Source organism: Micromonospora sp. DT62, assembly GCF_049847285.1.
Lineage (GTDB): Bacteria > Actinomycetota > Actinomycetes > Mycobacteriales > Micromonosporaceae > Micromonospora > Micromonospora reichwaldensis.
The window spans coordinates 113,887-132,326 of sequence record NZ_JBNCOB010000009.1 but is presented as its reverse complement, the minus strand read 5'-3'; the positions used below and the strand labels follow the sequence as shown (position 1 = coordinate 132,326).

The window sequence follows — 18,440 nt, the reverse complement described above, 5'->3', positions numbered from 1 at the left end:
GGACCATGACCGACATCGCGCTCCAGCCCGCCCCGGGCGTCGCCCCGCCCCGGCCCGTGCGGGCCGTGACCGGGGCCGTCGCCGTCACCATCGCCTGCGTCCTGCCGGTCTTCCTGCTCGGCGGGCTCGCCGTGCAGATGGGCGAGGACCTCGGCTTCTCGCCGGCCGGGCTGGGCCTGGCCGTGTCGGTCTACTTCGGCGTGGGCGCGCTGGCCTCGGTGCCCTCCGGCGTCCTCGCCGAGCGGCACGGGCCGACCGTGGTGGCCCGGGCCGGCATCCTGCTCTCCGCCGCCTGCCTGCTGGCCGTGGCGGGGCTGGCCCGGTCGTACCCGGTCCTGCTCGGGCTGCTCGCGCTCGCCGGCACCGCCAACGCCCTCGGTCAGCTCGCCAGCAACGCCACGCTCGCCCGGCACGTGCCGACCCGCAGGCAGGGGTTGTCGTTCGGGGTGAAGCAGGCCGCCATCCCCGTCGCCACCCTGCTGGCCGGGGCGGCGGTGCCGACCGTGGCGCTGACGGCAGGCTGGCGCTGGGCGTTCGTCGCGGCCGCCGTGGCGGCCCTGGCGGCGCTACCGGCCGTACCCGCGCGGGAGCCGCGCCCCGCCCGGACGGCCGCACCCACCCGCGGCGGCCGCGCCACCGCGGCCCTGGTGGTGGTCGGGGCCGCCGGGACCTTCGCCGCGGCCGCCGCGAACGCGCTCGGCACCTTCGTCGTCGACTCCTCCGCCGACCGGGGGCTGTCACCCGGGCTGGCCGGGCTGACCCTGACGCTGGGCAGCGCGGTCTGCGTGGCGGCCCGGGTCGTCGTCGGCTGGCTCGCGGACCGCCGCGCCACCGGGCACGTCGCCCTCATCGCCGGCATGCTCGTGGTCGGCGCGGCCGGGCTCGGCCTGCTCGCGACGGCCGGGTCGGTGCCGCTGGTGGCCGGCGTGCTGCTCGGCTTCGGCCTGGGCTGGGCGTGGCCGGGCCTGATGACCTTCGCGGTGGTCCGGCTGCACCCGCAGGCCCCGGCCGCCGCCACCTCGGTCACCCAGACCGGGGTGTACGCGGGCGGCTGCCTCGGCCCGCTCGGCCTCGGTGCCGTGGCCGCGCACGCCGGCTACCCGACGATGTGGCTCGTGGCCGCCGGGTCGATGCTGCTGGCCGCCGCCCTGATGCTCGCCGGCAGCCGCCTGCTCGCCCGCCGCTAGCGGGTTGGGCGTCAGCTGGTGCGGTCGGCGATGTAGTCGCAGAGCGATTCGAGGGCGCGGCGGGCCGGGCCCTGCGGGAGCGGCGAGAGCTGCTCCCGGGCGTCCTCGGCGTAGCTGCGGACCGTCTCCCGGGCCCGCTTGAGCGCCGGGCTCTCGCGCAGCAGGCCGAGCGCCTCGGCGTGCAGGTCGTCGTCGGTCAGCGGCCCGGTCGCCAGGATCTCCCGCAGCCGCACCGAGGCGGCGTCGGCGTCGTCCGAGCCGAGCGCGTAGAGCACCGGCAGGGTCGGCACGCCCTCGCGCAGGTCGGTGCCGGGTGTCTTGCCCGACTCCACCGACTCCGAGGCGATGTCGAGCAGGTCGTCGGAGAGCTGGAAGGCCACGCCGATGGTCTCGCCGTAGCCGGCCAGCGCCTCGGTGTGCTCGGGGGCGGCACCGCCGAACATGCCGCCGAAACGGGCCGACGTGGCGATCAGCGAGCCGGTCTTGCCCGCGATCACGTCGAGGTAGTGGGCCACCGGGTCGTCGCCGGGGCGGGGGCCGACGGTCTCGGCGATCTGGCCGTGCACCAGCCGCGCGAAGGTGCGCGCCTGGAGGCGTACGGCCTCGATGCCCAGGTCGGCGGCGATGTCGGCGGCGCGGGCGAAGAGGTAGTCGCCGACGAGGATGGCGACCGAGTTGGTCCACCGGGAGTTGGCGCTCGGCGCCCCCCGACGCACGGCGGCCTCGTCCATCACGTCGTCGTGGTAGAGCGTCGCCAGGTGGGTGAGCTCCATCACCACGGCGGCCGGTACGACCTGCGGCCCCGTGGGATCGCCGAACTGGGCGCCCAGCGCCACCAGCAGCGGGCGGAACCGCTTGCCGCCGGCCTCCACGAGGTGCCGGGCGGCCTCCGTCACGAACGGGTCCGCGCTGGCCACGCTCGCCCGCAGCTCGGACTCGACGCCCTCCAACAGGCCCAGCACGGACGCCTCGACGCGGGGATCGGCGAGATAGAGGCCGAGCGCGCCGAACTGACTCGTGCTCACCCTGGTCCGACGGCCGCCGGACCCGGAGGCACCTGAACGCTCGCCAGCCGGATTCACCACGCCATCAACCATGCCACACCCCTGCGACCTGCCCCGGACGGGGGATACGGCGCGGGGGCCGGCACGCCGTGGCGTACCGGCCCCCGCGGGCGTGAGCGTCGGTCATCTGACAAATTCGGCGGCGCCGGTTGCCAGGTCGAGCAGTGGCGCGGGCGCCACACCGAGCACCAGCGTGGCGAGCACGCCGATCATCAGCGCGGCCGAGGTCAGCCCGCCGGGCACGGCGACGGTCGGCGTCGACTCGCCGGGCTCGGAGAGCCACATCATCACCACGACCCGCAGGTACGGGAAGGCCAGCACCATGCTGGTCAGCACGCCGGCGATCACCAGCCACGCCTGCCCGCCCTCGAGCGCCGGGCCGAAGACCGCGAACTTGCTCGTGAAGCCGCTGGTCAGCGGGATTCCGGCGAAGGCCAGCAGGATGAAGGTGAAGATCCCGGCGTAGAACGGCGAGCGCCGTCCCAGCCCGGCCCAGCGGGACAGGTGGGTGGCCTCCCCGTCGGCGTCGCGCACCAGGGTCACCACGGCGAACGCGGCGAGCACCGAGAAGCCGTACGCGACCAGGTAGAACATCGTCCCCGAGATCCCGTCGGCGCCCGGCGCCAGCACGCCGACCAGCAGGTAACCGGCGTTGGCGATGGAGGAGTACGCCAGCAGCCGCTTGATGTCGGTCTGCGTGACGGCCAGCACCGCGCCGACCAGCATGGTCAGCACCGCCACGACGCCGAGGACCGGGGTGAAGTCCCACCGGGCCCCGTCGAACGCGACGTGGAACACCCGCAGCAGGGCGCCGAACGCGGCGACCTTCGTGCAGGCGGCCATGAGACCGGTGACAGGGGTCGGCGCGCCCTGGTAGACGTCCGGGGTCCAGACGTGGAAGGGGGCCGCCGCCGCCTTGAAGAGCAGTCCGATGGCGAGCAGCGCCATGCCGGCGAAGAGCAGCACCGGGCTGGCCGGGGAGTTCGCGACCGCGGCGTCGATGGTGGCGAAGTCGACACCCGCCTGCCGACCCGGGATGCCCGCCGTGAAGCCGTAGATCAGGGCCACGCCGAACAGGAAGAAGGCCGAGGCGTACGCGCCGAGCATGAAGTACTTCAGCGCGGCCTCCTGGCTCAGCAGCCGCCGGCGGCGGGCCAGCGCGCAGAGCAGGTAGAGCGGCAGCGAGAAGACCTCGAGCGCGATGAACATGGTCAGCAGGTCGTTCGCCGCCACGAAGATCAGCATGCCGCCGATCGCAAACGTGGTCAGCGGGTAGACCTCGGTGAGGCCGTTCTTGCCCTCGGCCTGCCGCCGGTCGTCGGCCGACTCGGCGGTGACGGCGGCCTGGGCGACGAACGCCCCGCCCCGCTCCACCGAACGCTCGCCGATGAGCAGCAGCGCCATCGCGGCGAGGACCAGGATCGCGCCCTGGAGGAAGAGCGTCGGCCCGTCCACCGCGATCGCCCCGCCGATCGTGATCTTCCGCTCGTCGGCCGCCAGCACCACCATGGTCAGCGCGGCGAGCACCGCCAGCAGGGCCATCGACAGCTGGACCACGTGCCGGAGCCGGCGGGGCACGAACGCCTCGACCAGCACGCCCAGCAGAGCGGCACCCAGCATGATCAGGGTCGGAGCGAGCGCCGCGTAGTCGATCGACGGCAGTTTCAGCTCAGTCACTGCGCAAACCTTTCGTTCGCGACTGCGGGGCTCGCAAGCTCGCTCCTCGCGCTCACTTTGCCGCCTCCTGGACGGTGCCGCCCGAGGTCGGGGCGGGGTCGGTCCGGCCGACGTCCTGCATGGTCGCCTGCACGGCCGGGTTGATCACATCGGTGACCGGCTTCGGGTAGAAGCCGAGCAGCACGATCAGCGCGATCAGCGGCGCGACCACGAACTTCTCGCGCAGGTTCAGGTCACGCTTCATGCCGTCGATCTGGGTGAGCGCCGGGTTGAGCGTGCCCTGGGTGGTGCGCTGCACCATCCACAGCACGTACGCGGCGGCCAGGATGATGCCGAGCGTCGCGATCACCGCGACCGGCTTGTTCACCGTGAACGTGCCGATCAGCACCAGGAACTCGGAGACGAACGGCGCGGTGCCGGGCAGCGCGAGCGAGGCCAGACCGGCGAAGAAGAGCACCCCGGCCAGGATCGGCACCAGCTTGCCGGCGCCGCCGAAGTCGCTGATCAGCGCCGAGCCCCGCCGGGCGATGAGCATGCCCACCACCAGGAAGAGCAGGCCGGTGGCGAGCCCGTGGTTGAGCATGTAGAGCACCGCGCCGGTGCCGGCCTGGGTGGTGAAGGCGAAGATGCCCACCCCGATGAAGCCGAAGTGCGCGATCGAGGTGTACGACACCAGCCGCTTCAGGTCGTTCTGGCCGACCGCCAGCAGCGCGGCGTAGATGATGCCGATCACGCCGAGCGCCAGCGCCCACGGGGCGAACCACTTGGCCGCGTCCGGGAACAGCGGCAGGCAGTAGCGCAGGATGCCGAAGGTGCCGACCTTGTCGAGCACGCCGACGAGCAGCGCCGCCGCACCCGCCGGGGCCGCGCCACCGGCGTCCGGCAGCCAGGTGTGGAACGGGAAGAACGGCGCCTTGATCGCGAACGCGAGGAAGAAGCCGAGGAACAGCCAGCGCTCCGTGCCGGTGGAGATGTCCACCTGGGACAGCGCCTGCCAGTCGAAGGTCTTCCCGCCGACGACCCAGAGGCCGATCACCGCGGCGAGCATGAACAGACCGCCGACCAGCGAGTAGAGGAAGAACTTCACCGCCGCGTACTGCCGCTGGTGGCCGCCGTAGCTGCCGATGAGGAAGTACATCGGCACCAGCATGACCTCGAAGAACACGTAGAACAGGAAGACGTCGGCGGCGGCGAAGACGCCGATCATCGTGCACTCGAGGACGAGCAGCAGGGCGAAGTAGACCGGCACCGACCGCTTGGACGACTCGGCGTCGTGCCAGGACGCCAGGATCACCAGCGGTACGAGCACCGCGATCAGCATCAGCATCACCAGCGCGATGCCGTCGGTGGCGAAGGTGAAGCTCACGCCCCAGTTCGGAATCCAGGTGTAGGACTCACGGAACTGGAAGCGGTCGCCACCAACCTCGAAGGTCACCCACATGACCACCGACAGCACCAGCACCAGCAGCGACCAGCCGAGCGCCACCTGCTTGGCCAGCTCCGGCCGGCTGCGCGGCAGGAAGGCCACCACCAGGGCGCCGACCAGCGGTGCCACGGTGAGCACCGAGAGGAACGGGAAGTCGGACATTATGCGGCCTTACCTCCGTCGTCACTGCGCGGTCCGCCGGAGACGGCCGCCTGGAAGAGGTCGATCACGCCAGCCACCCCGCCTCGACGGCCAGGAACGCCGCCAGGACCAGCAGCGCGCCGGTCAGGATCGAGGTTGCGTACGACCGGACGAAGCCCGTCTGGAGCCGCCGGAGTCGACCCGAGCCGCCACCGATCCCCGCCGCGAGGCCGTTGACCAGCCCGTCGATGCCCCGGTTGTCGAGGTAGACCAGTGCCCGGGTGAGGAAGATGCCGGGCTTCTCGAAGATCGCCTCGTTGACCGCGTCGGTGTAGAGGTTGCGGCGGGCGGCGGTGACCAGCACCCCGGCCGGCTGCGGCGCGGTGGCCGTGCCGCTGCGGAACAGGAACCAGGCCAGCCCGGCACCGAGCACGGTGACCAGGATCGACAGGATCGTGATCACGGTGTGCGAGAGCACCGGGTGGTGCTCCCCCTCTGCCGCACCGAGTCCGGCCGTGGCGGTGAGCCAGTCCGGCACCGAGGTGGAGAGCAGCCAACCCGCCCCCACCGAGCCGACCGCCAGCAGGATCAGCGGGATGGTCATCAGCTTCGGCGACTCGTGCGGGTGTCCGATGTCCTCGGTCCAGCGCTTCGGCCCGTGGAAGGTGAGCACGAAGAGCCGGGTCATGTAGAACGCGGTGAGCCCGGCACCGAGCAGGGCCGCGCCGCCGAAGAGCCAGGCGGTCCAGTCCTCCCGCTCGAACGCCGCCACGATGATCGGCTCCTTGGAGAAGAAGCCGGACAGCGGCGGGATGCCGATGATCGCGAGCCAGCCCGTCATGAAGGTGATCCAGGTGACCTTCATGTACTTCGACAGCCCGCCGAACCGGCGGATGTCGACCTGGTCGTTCATGCCGTGCATGACCGAACCGGCGCCGAGGAACATGTTGGCCTTGAAGAAGCCGTGCGCCAGCAGGTGCACGATCGCCAGCGCGTAGGCGCCACCGCCGAGGCCGACGCCGAGGAACATGTAGCCGATCTGGCTGACCGTCGACCAGGCCAGCACCCGCTTGATGTCGTCCTTGGCCGCGCCGATGATGCAGCCGATCAGCAGCGTCAGCGCGCCGACGCTCACCACCACCAGCTGGAGGGTGGAGTTGGCCGAGAAGATCGGGTTCGAGCGGGCGATCAGGTAGACGCCGGCGGTGACCATGGTCGCGGCGTGGATGAGCGCCGACACGGGGGTCGGGCCCTCCATCGCGTCCGGCAGCCACGCCTGGAGCGGGAACTGGCCGGACTTGCCGGTCGCGCCGAGCAGCAGCAGCAGGCCGAGCACCAGCACCGTGGTCGCGGTCAGCGAGCCGACCCCGTTGAAGACCTCGTCGTACTGGGTGGTGCCGAGGCTGGCGAACATGATGAAGATGCCGATCGCCAGGCCGGCGTCGCCGACCCGGTTCATCAGGAACGCCTTCTTGCCGGCGGTGGCGGCGCTGGGCCGCTCGTACCAGAAGGAGATCAGCAGGTACGACGCCAGACCGACGCCCTCCCAGCCGAAGTAGAGCATCACGTAGTTGTTGCCGAGCACCAGCAGCAGCATGGCGGCGACGAACAGGTTGAAGTAGGCGAAGAACCGCCGACGTCCCGCGTCGTGCGCCATGTACTCGACCGCGTAGAGGTGGATCAGGAAGCCCACCCCGGTGATCAGCAGTACGAAGACGGCGGCCAGCGGGTCGAAGAGCAGACCGAAGTCCACCCGCAGGTCGCCGACCGTGATGAAGTCCCACAGGCTCAGCTCGACCGACTTGTTCTCCAGGCCACGCAGCTGGAGGAAGTAGGTCAGGCCCAGCACGAACGCGGCGCCGATGGCGGCCACCCCGAGCCAGTGCCCCCAGCGGTCCGCCCGCCGGCCGAGCAGCAGCAGGACCGCCGCGCTGAGCAGCGGAATCGCCACCAGCAGCCAGACGCTGCCCAGCAGCCCGTCCGCCGTCGCGTAGGCGACGGTGCCCACCGGCTCAGCCGGGGCGTTCGTCAGAATCGTTCCCACCGCAGGACCCCTCAGTACTTCAGCAGGTTGGCGTCGTCGACACTCGCGGAGCGTCGGGTCCGGAAGATCGCCATGATGATCGCGAGCCCGACCACGACCTCGGCCGCCGCCACCACCATCACGAAGAACGCCATGATCTGGCCGTTGAGGTCACCGTTGATCCGGCTGAAGGTGACCAGCGTCAGGTTGGCCGCGTTGAGCATCAGCTCGATGCACATGAAGAGCACGATCGCGTTGCGCCGGATGAGCACACCGACCGCGCCGATGGTGAAGAGCACCGCGGCCAGCACCAGGTAGTAGTCGGGCGTCACTTTTCCGTCCCCTTCAGGGTCGTCTCCCGGTCGTCCAGCTCGCGCACCGGCAGGATCTCCGGGGTGCTCCGCTCGGTCAGCCGGCCGTCCGGCAGGCGGGCCGGGGTGGCCACGGAGGAGGAGGTCGCGTAGACGCCCGGGCCGGGCTTCGGGCCCGGGTAGTTGCCCGGGGCGAAGCGCGCCCGCATCGTCTTCGGCTGGTCCAGCCTGTCCTCCTTGCGCCGCTCGATGTGGGCCAGGACCATCGCGCCGATGGCGGCCGTGATGAGCAGCGCCGAGGTGAGCTCGAACGCGAAGACGTACTTGGTGAAGAGCAGCCGGGCGATGCCCTGCACGTTGCCCTCGGCGTTGGCCTGCTCCAGGCCGACCGCCGTGGTGCCCTCCAGCGCGCGCCACAGCCCGCCACCGGCCAGGCCGGCGAAGCCGAGCCCGAGCACCACCGCCGCGACCCGTTGGCCGCGCAGCGTCTCGATCAACGAGTCCGAGGCGTCGCGACCCACCAGCATCAGCACGAACAGGAAGAGCATCATGATCGCGCCGGTGTAGACGATGATCTGCACCATGCCGATGAACGGCCCCGCCTGGAGGACGTAGAACACGCCCAGGCAGAGCATCGTCAGCACCAGCCAGAGGGCCGAGTGCACGGCGTTGCGCGCCGCGACCATCCCGATCGCGCCGATCAGCGCCAGCGGAGCCAGGATGTAGAAGGTCACCTGCTCCCCGCTGGAGACCTCGCCCGCCGCGGCGAGCACCGTCTGCGTGATCATGCTCCGTCTCCCTTGGCGGCTGCCGCCCGCTGGGCGTGCTGCTCGGCGCCCGGGAAGGTCACACCGGGGTGCTCCTCCACCTGGTACCGGCCCGGGTTGTTGGCCGAGTGCTCCGCGCCGGCCGAGGTGCCCGGGTTGGTCAGCGCGCCGACGTAGTAGTCCTTCTCGCTGTCGCCGAGTCGCATCGGGTGCGGCGGCTGCTCCATGCCCGGCAGCAGCGGCGCGAGCAGCTGCTCCTTCGTGAAGATCAGATCCTGCCGGTTGTCCCGGGCCAGCTCGTACTCGTTGCTCATGGTGAGCGAGCGGGTCGGGCAGGCCTCGATGCAGAGCCCGCAGAAGATGCAGCGGGCGTAGTTGATCTGGTAGATGCTGGCGTACCGCTCACCCGGCGAGAAGCGCTGCTCGTCGGTGTTGTCGCCGCCCTCGACGTAGATCGCGTCCGCCGGGCAGGCCCAGGCGCACAGCTCGCAGCCGATGCACTTCTCCAGCCCGTCCGGGTGCCGGTTGAGGATGTGCCGCCCGTGGTAGCGCGGCGCCGACACCGGCGGCTTGAACGGGTAGTCGGTGGTGACGACCTTCTTGAACATGTGCGAGAAGGTGACACCGAATCCCTTGAACGTTCCGGTGATCGCGCCCACGTCACACCTCCCTGGAGTCCGGGCCGGCAACGATGTTGGCCGGCTCCCGCTCGGCGACCACGCGCCTCGTGCGCGGGCTCGGTGGTACCTGCAGGTCCATCGGGGGCAGCGGGAAGCTGCCGTGCGGCCGGTCGTTGACCTGCTCCTGGACCGTCGGCTTCGGCTGCTGCTTCCGGCTCGGCCAGAGCAGCGTGGCGAGCAGCAGGATGCCGGCGGGGATGCCGACGGCGATCAGCTTGCTGCGCGAGTCCCAGTCCTCGATCGAGCGCAGGCCGGCCAGGACCAGGATCCAGACCAGGTTGATCGGGAGCAGGACCTTCCAGCCGAAGCGCATGAACTGGTCGTAGCGCAGCCGGGGCAGGGTGCCCCGCAGCCAGACGAAGACGAACACCAGCATGACGACCTTGCCGAAGAACCACAGCATCGGCCACCAGCCGGAGTTGGCGCCCGCCCAGATGCTGGTGATCGGCCACGGCGCGTGCCAGCCGCCGAGGAAGAGCGTCACGGTGAAGGCCGACATGGTCACCATCGCGACGTACTCGCTGAGCATGAAGAGCGCGAACTTGAGCGAGCTGTACTCCGTCTGGAAGCCCGCCACCAGCTCCGACTCCGCCTCGGGCAGGTCGAACGGCGCCCGGTTCGTCTCACCGACGATGGCGATGAAGAACATGATGAAGCTGGGGAGCAGCAGGAGCGCGTACCAGCCGGGGGCCGGCACCTCGAAGCCCCCGATGCTCAGCCGGGTGCCGTCGCCCTGGGCGGCGACGATCCCGCTGGTCGACATGGTGCCAGCGGTCATGAAGACCGCGACGACGCTCAGGCCCATCGTGACCTCGTACGAGACCAGCTGGGCGGCGGAGCGCAGGCCGCCGAGCAGCGGGTACGTGGAGCCGCTGGCCCAGCCGCCGAGCACGATGCCGTACACGGCCAGCGAGGAGAGGGCCAGCACCACCAGCACCGCCACCGGCACGTCGGTGACCTGTAGCGGCGTCCGGTGCCCGAAGATGCTGACCATCGGCCCGAACGGGATCACCGACAGCGCGGTGATCGCGCAGACCACCGAGATCACCGGGGCGAAGAAGAAGACGACCTTGTCGGCGGTCCGCGGGAGGAGGTCCTCCTTGAAGGCGAGCTTCAGGCCGTCGGCGAGGGTCTGCAGCAGACCGAACGGGCCGGCCTGGTTGGGACCCGGTCGCACGGCCATGCGGCCCACGACCCGGCGCTCGAACCAGACGCCGAGCAGCGTGGCCAGCACGGCGACGACGAACGCGAAGACGATCTTGCCGAGGACCAGCCACCAGGGATCCCGGCCGAAGTCGGCCAGCGTCGGATCCTGGGCCAGGTAGACCGCGTTCACTGCTGTACACCCCCTGCGTTGAGGAGCGGGCCCGGGCGGTCCGCCGCGTCGGTGGCGACCGCGGCGGCGGAGATCCGCACGAGCGCTCCGGACGTCGCGCCGAGGCTGCGTCGCACGGTCGAGCCGGGCGAGTTGGTCGGCAGCCAGACGACGCCGTCCGGCATCTCGGTGATCGCCGCCGGCAGGGTCAGCGCCCCCCGGTCGGTGCCCACCGTCACCGGGTCGCCGTCGGCGACGCCGAGCGCCTCCGCGGTGCCCTTGCCCAGCCGGACCACCGGCGGGCGGGCGGTGCCGGCGAGGTGCTCGTCGCCGTCGGTGAGGCTGCCCAGGTCGACCAGCTGGTGCCAGGTGGCGAGCACCGCCTCACCGGCACCCGGCTCCCGCACCGCGGCCGGCTCCACCGACGGGGCGGCGGGACGGTCGGTCCGGGTCCGCGGCAGCGCGCCCAGCTCGCGGCGGATGCTGAGCACGTCACCGGTACCGAGCTGCACGTCGAGCTGCGCGGCGAGCGCGTCCAGCACGCGGCCGTCGGTCATCGCGGCGGTGCGCAGCACCGCCTCGAAGGTGCGCAGCCGGCCTTCCCAGTCCAGGAAGCTACCGGCCTTCTCGACCACCGGGGCGACGGGGAAGACCACGTCGGCCCGCCGGGCCACCGCGCTCATCCGCAGCTCCAGGCTGACCAGGAACGGCACCTCGTCCAGGGCCTTCTCGGCCAGCCGCGGGTCGGCCAGGTCGGCCGGGTCGACCCCGGCCACCACCAGCGCGCCGAGCTGACCGCCGGCGGCGGCGGCGAGGATCGCGTCGGTGTCCCGGCCGGCCTGGCTCGGGATCACACCGGCGGGGATGTCCCACGCCTCACCCAGCTCGGCCCGGGCGGCCGGCTCGTTGACCAGGCGACCGCCGGGAAGCAGGTTGGGCAGGCAGCCCGCGTCGACCGCGCCGCGGTCACCCGCGCGCCGCGGCACCCAGGCCAGCTTCGCGCCGGTACGCCGGGCCACGTCGGCCGCCGCGGAGAGGCCGCCCGGCACGCTGGCCAGCCGCTCGCCGACGATCAGGATCGCGCCCTCGGTGCTGAGCGCGTCGGCCACCGTCGCGTGCTCGGCGAGCACGGTCGCCTCCTCGCCCGGCACCACCCGGGCCAGCTTGGCCCCGAGCTTCTCCAGGCCGCGGGTGGCGAACGGCGCGATCGCGTAGACCGTCAGCTTCTTCTTCAGGTACGCCTTGCGCAGCCGCAGGAAGAGGATCGGGCACTCCTCCTCCGGCTCCAGCCCGACCAGCACCACGGCCGGCGCCTTCTCCACGTCGGCGTACGTGACGTCGGTGACCCCGGCGACCGAGCTGGCCAGGAAGTCGGTCTCCTCGCGGGAGACCGGCCGGGCCCGGAAGTCGACGTCGTTGGTGTTGAGCGCGACCCGGGCGAACTTCGCGTACGCGTAGGCGTCCTCGACGGTCAGCCGACCGCCGGTGAGCACCGCCGTGCCCCGCCCGCCGTCCCGCGCCGCGCGCAGCCCCTCGGCGGCGACGGCCAGCGCCTCGCTCCACGCCGCCTCACGCAGCTCGCCGGTCTGCGGGTCGCGGACCAGCGGGGTGGTGAGCCGGTCGAAGGCGCGGGTGTACTGGAAGCCCCACCGCCCCTTGTCGCAGTTCCACTCCTCGTTCACCGCCGGGTCGTCGCCGGCCAGCCGGCGCAGCACCTTGCCCCGCCGCCAGTCGGTGCGCTGGGCGCACCCGGCCGAGCAGTGCTCGCAGACGCTCGGGGAGGAGACCAGGTCGAACGGCCGGGCCCGGAACCGGTACTGGGTGCCGGTCAGCGCGCCGACCGGGCAGATCTGCACCGTGTTCCCGGAGAAGTACGAGTTGAAGGGCACGTCGCCGGATTCGTCGGCGGCGCCGGGGCAGCCCGCGCCCGTATCCACGCCGTAGTCCTCGTCCCGGTAGATGTTGATCTCCTCGGCGGACGACCGGCCCATCAGGTCGATGAACTTGTCGCCGGCGATCTCCTCGGAGAACCGGGTGCAGCGCTGGCAGAGCACGCAGCGCTCGCGGTCGAGCAGCACCTGCGTGCTGATCGGCAGCGGCTTCGGGTACTCCCGCTTGTGCTCGTGGAACCGCGAGTCGGAGCGTCCGGTGGACATCGCCTGGTTCTGCAGCGGGCACTCGCCGCCCTTGTCGCACATCGGGCAGTCGAGCGGGTGGTTCAGCAGCAGCAGCTCCATGACCCCCTCCTGCGCCTTCTTGGCGACCGGGGAGGTGAGCTGGGTGCGTACGACCATGCCGTCGGCGACGGCCTGGGTGCAGGAGGCGACGGGCTTGCGCTGCCCCTCCACCTCGACCAGGCACTGCCGGCACGCGCCGGCCGGGGCCAGCAGCGGGTGGTCGCAGAACCGGGGGATCTCGGTGCCCAACTGCTCGGCGACCCGGATCAGGAGCGCCCCCTTCGGGGCGGTGACCTCGACGCCGTCGATGGTGAGCGTGACGGTCTCGGTCTGCTTCGCTACGTCGGTCACAGTGCTTGCCTTTCGCTCGCGACTGCGGGGCTCGCTCCGCTCACTCCTCGCGCTCCCATCAGTGGGCTCCCACGAGCTGCTTGTCCGACAGCTTCGGCGCGGTACGTCCCTCGATGTAGTCGAGGTAGTCCTGCTTGAAGTACTTCAGCGACGAGGTCACCGAGCTGGTCGCGCCGTCGCCCAGGCCGCAGAACGAGCGGCCGAGGATGTTGTCGCAGGTGTCCAGCAGGGTGTCCAGGTCCTCGTGGGTGCCCTGACCGGCGAGGATCCGCCGGTAGACCCGGACCATCCAGTAGTTGCCCTCGCGGCACGGGGTGCACTTGCCACACGACTCGTGGTGGTAGAACTCCAGCCACCGGTAGGTCGCGTAGACCGGGCAGTCCTGGTCGGAGAAGATCTGGGTGGCCGTGGTGCCGAGGATCGAGCCGGCCGCCGCCACCCCCTCGAAGTCCAGCGGCACGTCCAGGTGCTCGGCGGTGAGCAGCGGCGTCGACGAGCCACCCGGCGTCCAGAACCTCAGGTTGTGACCGGGCTGCATGCCGCCGGCCAGCTCGATCAGCTCCCGCAGGGTGACGCCCATGCCGCACTCGAACTGGCCGGGGTTGGCGATCCGGCCGGAGAGCGAGTAGATCATCGGGCCGGACGACTTCTCCGTGCCCATGGTCTTCCACCAGTCGGCGCCGCCCAGCACGATGTAGGGGACGCTGGCGATGGTGCCGACGTTGTTGACCACCGTCGGGCTCGCGTACAGGCCGTGGGTGGCCGGGAACGGCGGGCGCAGCCGGGGCTGGCCCCGGAAGCCCTCCAGCGAGTCCAGCAGCGCGGTCTCCTCGCCGCAGATGTACGCCCCGGCGCCCGAGTGCACCACCAGCTCCAGGTCGTACCCGGAGCCGAGGATGTTCCGGCCGAGGTAGCCCTTGGCGGTCGCCTCCCGCACGGCGTTGCGCAGCCGGCGCGCGGCGTGCACCGCCTCGCCCCGGATGTAGATGTAGGCGCGGCTGGCCCGGATCGCGTACGACGCGATGATCACGCCCTCGACGAGGGCGTGCGGGTCGTGCGTCATCAGCGGGAGGTCCTTGCAGGTGCCCGGCTCCCCCTCGTCGGCGTTGACGACGAGGTAGTGCGGCTTGCCGTCGCCCTGCGGGATGAACCCCCACTTGAGACCGGTCGGGAAGCCGGCGCCGCCGCGACCGCGCAGGCCGGAGTCCTTGATCAGCTGGATCAGGTCGTCCGGGTGCGCCTTGAGCGCCTTGCGCAGGGCCGCGTAGCCGTCGTGCTTCTCGTAGGTGCCGATCCGCCAGGCGTCCGGCGACAGCCAGCGCTTGGTGAGTACCGGCGTCAGCTTGGCCAGGGTCTCCGGCCGGGGAGTGGTCACTTCTGGACCCCCGTCTCGCTCGCGACGGCGGAGCCCGCGCCACCGGCGCCCGCCTCGGCTTCCTTGAGGTTGCGCTGCTGCGCACCGGCCTCGTCGCCGGCGGGCTTGCCGTCGCCGGCCGGCGCGTTGGCCGCCGCCCCGGCGGCCTCCGCCTCCTGCGCGTCGCGGGGAGCCGGCGGGGCACCGTCCACCGGTACCTTGGTGCCCGGGGCGTCCGGCACGGCGGTCGCCGCGTCGGGCTGCCGGGTCTCGGCGGTACGCACCTCGGGCGACTTGGCGTCCGGCGCCCTGACGTCACGGGTGGTGCTGCCGGCCGCCTCGGCGGCGGGGGCGGGCTCGCCGGTGCCCGCGTTGCCCGTGGCGGGTCGGGTGCCGTTGCCGCTCGGGGCCGACGCGGCCTTGGCCGGCTCGGGAGCCGGCTTCGCGGCCTCGCTCCTGGCCTTCGCCTCGGCGGCGGCCTTGTCGGCCTCGGCCTTGCTGCGGATCGGGGTGTTCGGGTCGAAGCCCGGCACCGAAATGCCGTGCTCCTGTGCCAGCCGCAGCCCCCGCAGGGTGGGCTCTCCCGGCCCGCCGTCGGCGACCGCGCCCTCCCGCTCGTCGGCGAAGCCGGCGAGCTGCACCGCCATCTCCTTGAGGGTGCAGAGCCGGGCGCCCCGGGTCGGCATCGGCCGGCCACCGGCGCGCAGCTCGTCGACGACGCCACGCGCGCTCTGCGGGTCCACCCCGTCGAAGAAGTCGTAGTTGACGGTCATCACCGGGCCGTAGTCGCACGCCGCCAGGCACTCGGCGTGCTCCAGGGTGATCTTCCCGTCGGCGGTGGTCTCGTCGTGCCCCACGCCGAGGTGCTCCGTGAGGGTGTCGTAGACCTCCTGGCCGCCGAGCACGTTGCACATCGTGTTGGTGCAGACGCTCACCAGGTAGTCGCCGGTCGGCCGGCGCTTGTACATGGTGTAGAAGGTGGCGACCGCCCCCACCTGGGCCTTGTTCAGGCCCAGCACCTCGGCGCAGAACGCCACGCCGGCCGGGGAGACGTAGCCCTCCTCGGACTGCACCAGGTGCAGCAGCGGCAGCAGCGCCGACCGGGACCGGTCGGCCGGATAGCGGGCGATGATCTCCCGCGCCCGCTCCCTGGTCTCGTCAGTGAAAACACTCATCGGTCACAACCACCCATCACGGGGTCCAGCGAGGCGCCACCGGCGATCACGTCGGCGATCAGGCCGCCCTCGGCCATCGCCGGGAGCGCCTGGAGGTTGACGAAGCTCGGCTCCCGGTAGTGCACCCGGTAGGGCCGGGTGCCACCGTCGGAGACGGCGTGCACGCCCAGCTCGCCGCGGGGCGACTCGATGCCGACGTAGACCTGGCCCGGCGGCACCCGGAAGCCCTCGGTGACGAGCTTGAAGTGGTGGATCAGCGACTCCATCGACTGACCCATGATCTTCGCGACGTGCTCCAGCGAGTTGCCCATGCCGTCGACGCCGATGGCGAGCTGCGCCGGCCAGGCGATCTTCTTGTCGGCCACCATCACCGGGCCCGGCTTGAGCCGGTCCAACGCCTGCTCGACGAGCTTGAGCGACTCCCGGATCTCGGCGAGGCGGACCAGGTAGCGGCCCCACACGTCGCCGTCGGTGTGCGTCGGCACGTCGAACTCGTACGTCTCGTAGCCGCAGTACGGCATGGTCTTGCGCAGGTCCCAGGCGAGGCCGGCCGAACGCAGCACCGGGCCGGTCACGCCGAGCGCGAGGCAGCCCGTCACGTCGAGCACCGCGACGTTCTTCGTCCGCTCCAGCCAGATGGGCTGCCCGGAGAGGAGGTCCTCGTACTCCTTGAGCCGCTTCGGCAGCAGCTTGAGGAACTCGCGGATCTTGACGATCGCCTCGTCCGGCACGTCCTGGGCCACGCCGCCCGGCCGGACGTACGCGTGGTTCATCCGCAGGCCGGTGATGATCTCGAAGATCTCCAGGATGTACTCACGCTCGCGGAAGCCGTAGAGCATCATGTTGATGGCGCCCAGCTCCATGGCGGTGGTGGCCACCCAGACCAGGTGCGAGGAGATCCGGTTCAGCTCCATCATCAGGACCCGGATGGTGTTCGCCCGCTCGGTGATCTGGTCGGAGATCCCGAGCAGCTTCTCCACCGCCAGCGCGTACCCGGTCTCGTTGAAGATCGGGGCGAGGTAGTCCATCCGGGTCACGAAGGTGCTGCCCTGGACCCAGTTGCGGTATTCGAGGTTCTTCTCGATGCCGGTGTGCAGGTAGCCGACGACCGAGCGGGCCTCGCGGACCGTCTCGCCCTCCAGCTCCAGGATCAGCCGGAGCACGCCGTGCGTCGACGGGTGCTGCGGACCCATGTTGACGACGATCCGCTCGTCGTTGATCGGGTCGGTCCCCGAGACGATGCTGTCCCAGTCGCCACCGGTGACGGTGAAGACCTTCCCCTCGGTGGTGTCGCGCTCGGTGGCGTAGTTCGACGTGGTCACAGTGCCGGCCCTCCGTTCACGACTGCGGGGCTCGCAAGCTCACTCCTCGCGCTCACTGGTAGGACCTCCTCCGGTCCGGCGGCGGGATCTCAGCGCCCTTGTACTCGACGGGTACGCCGCCGAGCGGGTAGTCCTTGCGCTGCGGGTGCCCCTCCCAGTCGTCCGGCATGAGGATCCGGGTCAGGTTGGGGTGACCGTCGAAGACGATGCCGAACATGTCGTACGCCTCGCGCTCCTGCCAGTCCGCCGTCGGGTAGATCGACGTGACGCTCGGCAGGTGCGGGTCCTCGGCGGAGACCGCGGCCTCCAGCCGCACCGTGCGGCGGTAGGTCATCGAGGTGAGCTGGTAGACGGCGTGCAGGCGGCGGGCGTCGGCGCCGAGGTAGTCGACCCCGGAGACCGAGGAGCAGAGCTCGAAGCGGAGCGCCATGTCGTCGCGCATCACCTGGCAGACCTCGGCGATCCGCTCGGGGCGGATGTGCAGCGTCAGCTCGCCCCGGTCGACCACGACCTTCTCGACGGCGTCGGCGAAGTCCGGGTACGCCTCCTCCAGCGCGTCGCGGACCTCGTCGAAGTAGCCCCCGTACGGCCGGGGCGCGTCCTCGATGGTCCGGCGCTGGCGGACGAGGCCGCCGAAGCCGGACACGTCGCCGGAGCCCTGGTTGCCGAACATGCCCCGGCCGGCCGGGCTGGCCGGGGGGTACTCGGCGGGTGCGGTGCTGCTGGCACCGGCCGGCGTGACCGGCACCGGCACGCCGCCGTCGTCTTTCCTGTCCTGAGGCGCGGTCACTTCTGGACACCCCCGTGCTGCAGGTGGTTCTGGGCCTTCATCCAGTTCTCGATCCGCAGCTGCTCCTCGCGACCCTCACGGACCGCCTTGGTCCACTCGGCCCGCCGGGCCTTGTCGCTGCGGTACGACGACGGCATCGAGCCGTAGGGGACGACCGGGACGTCGCCGCGGGCCTTGCGCGCCTCGAGCATCTTGCGGCCGTTCGGGCCGAGCGGCTCGTGCCCGATCTTCTCGCGCAGCTTGAGGACCGCGTCGATGAGCATCTCGGGCCGGGGCGGGCAGCCGGGCAGGTACATGTCGACCGGGACGATGTGGTCGACGCCCTGCACGATGGCGTAGTTGTTGAACATGCCGCCGCTGCTGGCGCAGACGCCCATCGAGATGACCCAGCGGGGCTCGGCCATCTGGTCGTAGATCTGGCGCAGCACGGGGGCCATCTTCTGGCTCACCCGGCCGGCCACGATCATCAGGTCGGCCTGCCGGGGCGAGGCCCGGAAGACCTCCATGCCCCAGCGGCCCATGTCGTAGTGCGGACCACCGGCGGCCATCATCTCGATCGCGCAGCAGGCCAGACCGAAGGTGGCCCCCCAGACCGACGTCTTCCGCGACCAGTTGACCAGCTTCTCCACCGAGGTGAGCAGGACACCGGCGGGAAGCTTCTCCTCGATACCCATCTGAGG

15 protein-coding genes are annotated in these 18,440 nt (G+C 71.4%); 1 reads left to right on the top strand and 14 read right to left on the bottom strand.

What is annotated here, in order from left to right; translation table 11 throughout:
• Positions 1 to 5: 5 nt before the first annotated feature.
• Positions 6 to 1,187, top strand: coding sequence for an MFS transporter (locus ACPXCB_RS15730; protein ID WP_425876058.1), 1,182 nt, complete (start codon positions 6 to 8; stop codon positions 1,185 to 1,187).
• Positions 1,188 to 1,198: 11 nt separating this feature from the next.
• Here the strand turns inward: ACPXCB_RS15730 and ACPXCB_RS15725 are convergent, their stop codons facing one another.
• The 14 genes from ACPXCB_RS15725 to ACPXCB_RS15660 all read right to left on the bottom strand — a co-directional run bounded on the left by ACPXCB_RS15725 (position 1,199) and on the right by ACPXCB_RS15660 (position 18,434).
• On the bottom strand, positions 1,199 to 2,284 hold the full coding sequence (locus tag ACPXCB_RS15725) for a polyprenyl synthetase family protein (protein WP_132232098.1): 1,086 nt from the start codon (positions 2,282 to 2,284) through the stop codon (positions 1,199 to 1,201).
• Between the two features lie 90 nt (positions 2,285 to 2,374).
• Positions 2,375 to 3,928: an NADH-quinone oxidoreductase subunit NuoN gene (gene nuoN / locus ACPXCB_RS15720; RefSeq protein ID WP_425876056.1), complete on the bottom strand. Its 1,554-nt coding sequence runs from the start codon at positions 3,926 to 3,928 to the stop codon at positions 2,375 to 2,377.
• A 52-nt stretch (positions 3,929 to 3,980) separates the two neighbouring features.
• The gene (locus tag ACPXCB_RS15715; RefSeq protein ID WP_425876054.1) at positions 3,981 to 5,516 is read right to left on the bottom strand and encodes an NADH-quinone oxidoreductase subunit M; all 1,536 of its coding nucleotides are present in this window, start codon (positions 5,514 to 5,516) and stop codon (positions 3,981 to 3,983) included.
• Positions 5,517 to 5,580: 64 nt separating this feature from the next.
• Entirely contained in the window at positions 5,581 to 7,539 is a 1,959-nt protein-coding gene (gene nuoL / locus ACPXCB_RS15710) for an NADH-quinone oxidoreductase subunit L (RefSeq protein WP_425876052.1), read from the bottom strand.
• A gap of 11 nt (positions 7,540 to 7,550) precedes the next feature.
• Entirely contained in the window at positions 7,551 to 7,850 is a 300-nt protein-coding gene (nuoK, locus tag ACPXCB_RS15705; RefSeq protein ID WP_132232104.1) for an NADH-quinone oxidoreductase subunit NuoK, read from the bottom strand.
• Positions 7,847 to 8,617: an NADH-quinone oxidoreductase subunit J gene (locus ACPXCB_RS15700; RefSeq protein WP_425876051.1), complete on the bottom strand. Its 771-nt coding sequence runs from the start codon at positions 8,615 to 8,617 to the stop codon at positions 7,847 to 7,849. The genes nuoK and ACPXCB_RS15700 overlap by 4 nt, the downstream gene beginning before the upstream one ends.
• Entirely contained in the window at positions 8,614 to 9,255 is a 642-nt protein-coding gene (gene nuoI, locus ACPXCB_RS15695; protein ID WP_132232108.1) for an NADH-quinone oxidoreductase subunit NuoI, read from the bottom strand. Before nuoI ends, ACPXCB_RS15700 begins: the two co-directional genes overlap by 4 nt.
• 1 nt (position 9,256) lies before the next feature.
• Positions 9,257 to 10,612 (bottom strand): NADH-quinone oxidoreductase subunit NuoH, encoded by a 1,356-nt coding sequence (gene nuoH, locus ACPXCB_RS15690; protein WP_425876048.1) that lies wholly within the window; start codon positions 10,610 to 10,612, stop codon positions 9,257 to 9,259.
• Positions 10,609 to 13,119: an NADH-quinone oxidoreductase subunit G gene (locus ACPXCB_RS15685; protein WP_425876046.1), complete on the bottom strand. Its 2,511-nt coding sequence runs from the start codon at positions 13,117 to 13,119 to the stop codon at positions 10,609 to 10,611. Before ACPXCB_RS15685 ends, nuoH begins: the two co-directional genes overlap by 4 nt.
• Positions 13,120 to 13,177: 58 nt before the next feature.
• Positions 13,178 to 14,494, bottom strand: a complete 1,317-nt coding sequence (gene nuoF, locus ACPXCB_RS15680) for an NADH-quinone oxidoreductase subunit NuoF (RefSeq protein ID WP_425876044.1) — start codon at positions 14,492 to 14,494, stop codon at positions 13,178 to 13,180.
• Positions 14,491 to 15,648 carry an NADH-quinone oxidoreductase subunit NuoE gene (gene nuoE / locus ACPXCB_RS15675; protein WP_425876042.1) on the bottom strand — a complete coding sequence of 386 codons (1,158 nt, stop codon included), beginning with the start codon at positions 15,646 to 15,648 and terminating at the stop codon, positions 14,491 to 14,493. The genes nuoF and nuoE overlap by 4 nt, the downstream gene beginning before the upstream one ends.
• On the bottom strand, positions 15,645 to 16,970 hold the full coding sequence (locus tag ACPXCB_RS15670; protein ID WP_425876040.1) for an NADH-quinone oxidoreductase subunit D: 1,326 nt from the start codon (positions 16,968 to 16,970) through the stop codon (positions 15,645 to 15,647). The genes nuoE and ACPXCB_RS15670 overlap by 4 nt, the downstream gene beginning before the upstream one ends.
• Positions 16,971 to 17,022: 52 nt before the next feature.
• On the bottom strand, positions 17,023 to 17,760 hold the full coding sequence (locus tag ACPXCB_RS15665) for an NADH-quinone oxidoreductase subunit C (protein WP_425876039.1): 738 nt from the start codon (positions 17,758 to 17,760) through the stop codon (positions 17,023 to 17,025).
• On the bottom strand, positions 17,757 to 18,434 hold the full coding sequence (locus ACPXCB_RS15660) for a NuoB/complex I 20 kDa subunit family protein (RefSeq protein ID WP_132232122.1): 678 nt from the start codon (positions 18,432 to 18,434) through the stop codon (positions 17,757 to 17,759). Before ACPXCB_RS15660 ends, ACPXCB_RS15665 begins: the two co-directional genes overlap by 4 nt.
• Between the last annotated feature and the right edge of the window lie 6 nt (positions 18,435 to 18,440).